The following is a 2,728-nucleotide window of genomic DNA, read 5'->3' as shown; positions in this document are numbered from 1 at the left end:
AAACACAGGAGAGAAGCTCTTAAAGGTAAAGAATGCTGATTCTGCATCAGGTGCAGCTTCTATATCACAAGTGGAGGCAGGTGATTGGGTGATGACAGTATGTAATCATCTAACATCCTCACATCCACTAGATAACATTAACCATTCTTATTATATTGAACAAGCTGAGAAGATTGTTAACAAGATTAATTATAAGGGAAAGAAAGCACCAGTGATCATTCCTAATCAACTTAATTTATTCTAACATGGGAAATACGATTGTAACTTTTTCTTGTAGTAGTTCTATTCATGTTTATTATCCAGATTGTGAATTAAATCCAATGTATCCTTATAGAATACATAGCACTATTGAAGATGCTAGAAAACATTTAGATCATTTAGGCAAGGAAAATATAACTATAACAAACTATTATGGCAGGAACAGAGAAACAACGTGAAGAGATTAACAGGAAGTTAGTCTCTATGCAAATGGAGATGATAGGTCTCACGTATGAAGATGCTGTAAATACACCAGAGTTCTGGCGTGTGTACACATTAACAACAGCACAAACAGAAGAATGGCGTAAGAAAGCTCTACCATTGATCAAGAAGACATTCAAGATCAATAAGCATAGAGCAGAATTAACTATGGCTATGTTTGAGCTTAACTTAGGATTACGTATAGATGATAACTATTACGAACAAGTTACCAATCCCACAACTAGCACAACCACTACATTGGTGTTTAAACCAATTGTAGAGAAGTTTAAGCCTACGTGGAGACAGAAACTTAGGAAGTTTTTTACAGGATTCTATAACTAATTACACCTTAAAGGGTATAATGTTGCACTATCGTACAACTTTTATACCTTGAAGGGTATAAATTCGACTGTTTGTCGAATTAGTTAATAAACTGTTACAATATGTAACGCTTTGAGCCTCAGAGATATCTGGGGCTTTTCTTTTTCACAGTTAAATAAAAACATAATTATGGGAGCACAAGAATTTATTATTAGACAAACAGGTAGAAACGAACAAGTTGCGTTCGAAACAGCATTAGAGAATGCTATTGAAGAGCATGGTGGTGATATCTACAATGGTACTATCAGTACATGTAATAGTTATCAAGATGTTACAGCTGAGTTTAAACGTTCTGGTTTAGACAAAATGAGTTTCATCAACAAGAAACTAGAAACTGCTAACAAGCGTGAATGTTTTGCTATTGAAGAGAGTACACCTATTAACAACGTTAATAAGATTAGATCTGTTGTTGAGCATAATATTATTAAAGGCACCAGTAAATGGGAGCTAAGATATAATGTGTATGCAGGATGGGAAGATCGTATGACTCAATCATTCAAGACTAAGGCTGATGCTGTTAAGTTTGCACGTCAATATACAGAAGGCACCAAAGAAACTACATTCGTTAGAATGGAGAAATGGTTGATCAATCAAGATCCTAATGTAGCTTGTATTAGATACAAGCAATCACCTACCGAGCGTGAAGGAAGTTACATATTCTTTGGACTAGCAGCATGTTAACGTTATTCGCATTTTTGATGGGTATAGTTATAGGTATGAGAATTCACAGCTTACTAGATAAAGGTGATGAATAAACTATGCTTGTTATTGATGTTGGGAGTAGCATCATGTACACCAAAAGAGGTTAAGGTATTACCATATGAACCATTCAAGAAGTTTTCAATGGAAGTTGATCACGAAGAGTGGCATGGTAAATTAGAACCAGGTAGATACACAAAGAATGGTATATTAATTATTAATCAAAATGGAAAATAAAAATCAAGTTATAAGTTGATTTATTTAAAATAATTTAAAGTTATAACCTGATTTTTTAAAAAAACTTTAAGGGTATACCCTTATTAAACAACAAGACAATGGCTGATATCTCAATGTGCATGGACATGAAGTGTCCTATGAAGTTTAGCTGTTATAGACACACAGCACCATGGAATCCGTTTAGACAAGCTATGTTAACGGAATCACCTCGTGAAGAGGGTAAGTTCTATTGTCCACAGTTCTGGGACAATGCAGGACGCACATTAGATGTAAAGTTTAGAGAATACGAAAAAGAAAAATCATGATACATTATGAAGACTACGAGCGTGAAGCTCAGAAAGATTTAGTATATTTACAAGAAGATATGCATGCATTTTACCACTCATTAAATGATCCTGGTAAAGCTCAAATTGATGTTTTCATGAGCGATAAGATTGATCTTATTGATCTACAAATTCTACAAGAGCACGCTAGAATCAATGTATGTATACCAGAGAGTTTAGTTAAGAAGATAGATCGTAGAATACAGAGACATTATGAACGTAAAGTTAACGCTCTACCATTTTAAAGAGATACAAAAGTCTGGCTTTACACTTGACATGGTCTTCCTCCTAAAACTATTGGAGGAAGGTCATGATATCAAGGAAGCTTGTAATGGTAACACCAAGATGGAGATGATCTATCAAGGTGTCTATCGTAAAGGATTAGTATCTGAATCAGGTAAACTTACGTTATCAGGCAAGAACGTTCTTAAGTTCTTAAAAGAAGAAGCACCCAAAGACAAGATTATTAAAACGAAACCAGCTAGTGAAGACTTTGCTAAGTGGTGGAAAGCATTCCCAGGAACTGATACCTTTGAACACAAGGGTAGCAAGTTTGCAGGCACTAGATCCCTACGTAGAGAGATAGAGAATTGTAAGCTTAAGTTCAATGCAATCTTGTCAGAAGGTGA

General features: G+C 34.9%; 5 protein-coding genes. All 5 read left to right on the top strand.

Annotated features, from left to right (window positions below):
* Nucleotides 1–244, top strand: a 244-nt coding sequence (locus tag ACIQ2X_RS16710) for a hypothetical protein (protein ID WP_396180148.1), incomplete at its 5' end; no start/stop codon positions are given.
* A gap of 167 nt (nucleotides 245–411) precedes the next feature.
* Nucleotides 412–801, top strand: coding sequence for a hypothetical protein (locus ACIQ2X_RS16705; protein ID WP_396180147.1), 390 nt, complete (start codon nucleotides 412–414; stop codon nucleotides 799–801).
* Between the two features lie 168 nt (nucleotides 802–969).
* On the top strand, nucleotides 970–1,521 hold the full coding sequence (locus ACIQ2X_RS16700; protein ID WP_396180146.1) for a hypothetical protein: 552 nt from the start codon (nucleotides 970–972) through the stop codon (nucleotides 1,519–1,521).
* 556 nt (nucleotides 1,522–2,077) lie between these two features.
* Entirely contained in the window at nucleotides 2,078–2,344 is a 267-nt protein-coding gene (locus tag ACIQ2X_RS16695; protein WP_396180145.1) for a hypothetical protein, read from the top strand.
* Nucleotides 2,313–2,728, top strand: a 416-nt coding sequence (locus ACIQ2X_RS16690) for a hypothetical protein (RefSeq protein ID WP_396180143.1), incomplete at its 3' end; no start/stop codon positions are given. The genes ACIQ2X_RS16695 and ACIQ2X_RS16690, both read left to right, overlap by 32 nt.

It is taken from the genome of Flavobacterium sp. (genome assembly GCF_044368625.1).
Taxonomy (GTDB): Bacteria; Bacteroidota; Bacteroidia; order Flavobacteriales; family Flavobacteriaceae; genus Flavobacterium.
The sequence above is the reverse complement of the archived record's forward strand: the minus strand, read 5'-3'. Positions and strand labels throughout refer to the sequence as shown.